At 34.3% G+C, this 3,457-nt stretch carries 4 protein-coding genes; all 4 read left to right on the top strand.

Annotation, left to right across the window (positions count from 1 at the left end; genetic code table 11):
* A partial coding sequence (locus tag ACFIKN_RS09360; protein ID WP_375658314.1) for a YadA-like family protein occupies nt 1-373 on the top strand: 373 nt, incomplete at its 5' end.
* A 436-nt stretch (nt 374-809) separates the two neighbouring features.
* Nucleotides 810-1,010: a hypothetical protein gene (locus ACFIKN_RS09355; protein ID WP_273791568.1), complete on the top strand. Its 201-nt coding sequence runs from the start codon at nt 810-812 to the stop codon at nt 1,008-1,010.
* A 1,227-nt stretch (nt 1,011-2,237) separates the two neighbouring features.
* On the top strand, nt 2,238-3,188 hold the full coding sequence (locus ACFIKN_RS09350) for a hypothetical protein (protein ID WP_375658313.1): 951 nt from the start codon (nt 2,238-2,240) through the stop codon (nt 3,186-3,188).
* Between the two features lie 20 nt (nt 3,189-3,208).
* On the top strand, nt 3,209-3,457 hold a 249-nt coding region (locus ACFIKN_RS09345), incomplete at its 3' end, for a hypothetical protein (protein WP_375658312.1).

The raw sequence follows: 3,457 nt of genomic DNA, 5'->3' as shown, positions 1-3,457 counted from the left end.
GATGAAGATAGTTCTTGAAGATGCCAATAAGTATACGGATGAGAAAGTTAGTGGTCTTGTCAATGATGCTGTTAACGAGTCGAAATCCTATACGGATATGAAGTTTGAGACGTTGAATTATGCTATTCAGGATGTTCGGAAAGAAGCAAGACAAGCTGCTGCTATTGGTCTAGCAGTATCTAATTTAAGCTATGACGATACACCGGGAAAATTAAGTTTTTCATTTGGTACGGGTGTATGGCGCAGTCAATCTGCACTTGCTCTTGGTGCTGGTTATATGTCTGAAAATGGAAGATTTCGCTCTAACGTATCTGCAACGAGTTCTGGGGGACATTGGGGGGTAGGTGCTGGATTTAGGGTAACACTGAATTAACAATAGAAAATTCGAAATAAATTTTCCTTCTCTTATCAAATGCGTTACATGTGCCATTTAAAGAGAAGGAAAGTTATTTTCATCATAAATGAATAGCAATAGAAGATAAGGGCGTATTTCGAGTAAAAATATATTTTTTATTATGAAATTTTATATGAAAAAATCATTTATCATCTCCAAAAGGAATTATTTGAGTAATCGATATTTATTTTTAATATATTGTAATAATATTATTAATGAATGCAGCATTGTTTTTTATGACAAGATAGGGGGTATTTTATTTTGCATAATTCTACTGCTGATAAGATTATTATTGGATTGTATAATGCCATAAAAGGTGATCAATTACATGACAGTGAGCAGCAGATTAAGACAGTTTTTAATGATGCGAAAAAATATATAGATAAATGTTTTTCTGAATCCATAGTATAATGCAATGAGTAATGTTGTTAATGATGCAAAATCTTACACGGATACAAAATTTGAAGCATTAAGATGTGATATTAAGACAGCTCAGAAAGAAGCAAGACAGGCATCCTCTGTTGGTTTAGAAGTATCGAATTTAAGTTATTTTAATATCCTTTGGTCTTTAAGTCTTTGTTTTGGTAGTGGTTTATGGCGTAGTCGATTGGCTTGAGCTATTGGAACCGTTTATATGTCAGAAGATGGAAAGATTCGCTCTAATATATCTGTCACGAGTGCAAGAGGTTACAGGGGGTTAAGTGCAGGAGTAAACTTAACACTGCATTAATAATAAAAAACGCATTCGCCCTTGTTTCATCAGACAAGGGTAAAAATTTTATAAAGAAGTGATATTTTACACAGAAACTCATAGAGTAGTATACTTGTAAAGTTTTATAACAATGTATTCTGTAATAATAATCTTAGTGGGACTAATTTTAGTTACAGTGAAGCATTTTAACAAAAAAAATTACAAATGCAGAGTGATGTTTTTATATAAATTAATAGAGCACGCGTAATCGCACAATATTTTAAAACTGTACAGTTTATAATTTTATTAATAGGAATATCCACTAGGGGGTATGCTTAAAGAAATAAAAAATCTCATTTTTTCCATTTTTATTATTTTCTTTGTATGTAGCAGCGGGAATGATTAAGTAAGACTCACTTTGATCACAACAGGGATATTTAAAGCATAACGATGCACCAGCACTTTTATAAAAGCCTAAAGTGTAAACAATGAGGCTATGAATTCTAGAATTATTTCAAGAATCAGAAAGACGCATTATATAAAAATATAAAAAAATAATTAAATTATTTTTTCCTTGCTATTTTTTAATAATCTGTATAGAGTGCGAAAAATTAATTAAAATAAACTAGAAATCTTCTCGCAAAGCGGGGTGCGGTAAGTTATGGAAAAATTACAAAATCACAATCGTCTGATCTCAAAAAGCTTTAAGAGATACAAATATAAAACTCATGGGTATCTCGCTTATTTTCACGACAAAAGCACAATAACCCTACAAAAAACGCTCTAAATTACTCAACAAACAACTTAACTCCCTTGCGCAATAAACATCCTTTATTGCCTCTTAAACACACAACACTTAATAATAGCGCGCAAACATGTTTTTTCTACACTTCTTTCACCTTTCTTCGCCTTTAAATTTAAAGGCTCTGCTACAGAAAGAAAATCCCCCCTAAAAGGGGAAAATAAACCTTATTAATCGGACTATCAATCAAGGTGGACTACAACCTCATTGATATCTTAGATAGTCCTCTTCCGCATTATGACAACCCTAATCTTTTATAAAACAAGAAAAAACTACCTCTAGAGCTTAGTAGCACCGGAATATGTCTTTTTAATGTTTTTAATATGTTTTTTTTACTTAGAGGATTTATTATGAAAAAAATATTATATACCACACCACACACACTAGCAGTGAGTAATTTAAAAAATTCTTGCTCGTCTTATCGATTACCTTTTATAAAAACGCTTTCATTAGTGTCAGTAGCTGCTTTTTTATCAAATGCTTCTCCTGTTTTTGCTTGTGATCTTTGGGGTAATGTAGAACAGTATTTTGGCGGAGGTACAAATATACGTAAAAGTATTGCGCCAACCTATATAATTAGAGGTAAAATATATAGAGATGTTGCTTCTGCGTTGTATGGTTTGCAGAATTATGTCGCTGAATCCACGTATGATAAGTTTGTTAAGCAAGATGCATCAGGACTTATTACAATTGGTGCGGACGTAGGTGGTAATAGAATAACTATCGCAAATAGCTCTCATGGATTGAGGACTCTTACTGGTGTTGCTGATGGTTGGGTTTCGCCAGTCTCGTATGATGCAGTCAATGGTTCTCAGCTTTTTTCCCAAGGCATCAGTACTGCGATCTCTTTTGGCGGTGGTGCTGGATACGATAGAAAAGGAAACTGGATAGCTCCTACTTTTACAGTTAAGGTCTTTGATAAAAATGGTGATGGAGCTGAAAAGGACTATATGAATGTTGCGGATGCCTTTACTGGCGTAAGTAGTTCTTTCACGAATCTTGATGCAAAGATTGAAAATATTAAGGTGGCAAGTAATAGTCTTGTTAAGCAAGATGATACAGGACTTATTAGCATTGGTGGAAAAGTAAGTGGAACTAAGGTAAGCATTGCAAACGTTGATAATGCAGTTCGGACTCTTACAGGTGTTAAGGCTGGTTCGATTACAGCAGCGTCCACTGATGCGATAAATGGTTCTCAACTTTATTCCATGAGCAATGTAGTTGCAGGCTATTTTGGCGGTGGTGCTGGTTATAAAGATGGAAACTGGAGTGNATTACAGCAGCGTCCACTGATGCGATAAATGGTTCTCAACTTTATTCCATGAGCAATGTAGTTGCAGGCTATTTTGGCGGTGGTGCTGGTTATAAAGATGGAAACTGGAGTGCTCCTACTTTTACAGTTAAGGTCTTTGATAAAAATGGTAATGGAGCTGAAAAGGACTATACGAGTGTTGCGGATGCCTTTACTGGCGTAAGTAGTTCTTTCACAAATCTTGATAAAAAGATTGAGAATATAGTCATTGATGGGACAGGTGATAATCTTGTTAAGCAAGATGATACCGGACTTATT

This window comes from Bartonella sp. CL436QHHD, assembly GCF_042195105.1.
Classification (GTDB): Bacteria; Pseudomonadota; Alphaproteobacteria; order Rhizobiales; family Rhizobiaceae; genus Bartonella.
This window is presented reverse-complemented; position numbering and strand designations above follow the sequence as displayed.

Coding starts and splice junctions, on each gene's coding strand:
- ACFIKN_RS09355 (WP_273791568.1), top strand. CDS start 810: ATGAGTAATGTTGTTAATGATGCAAAATCTTACACGGATACAAAATTT.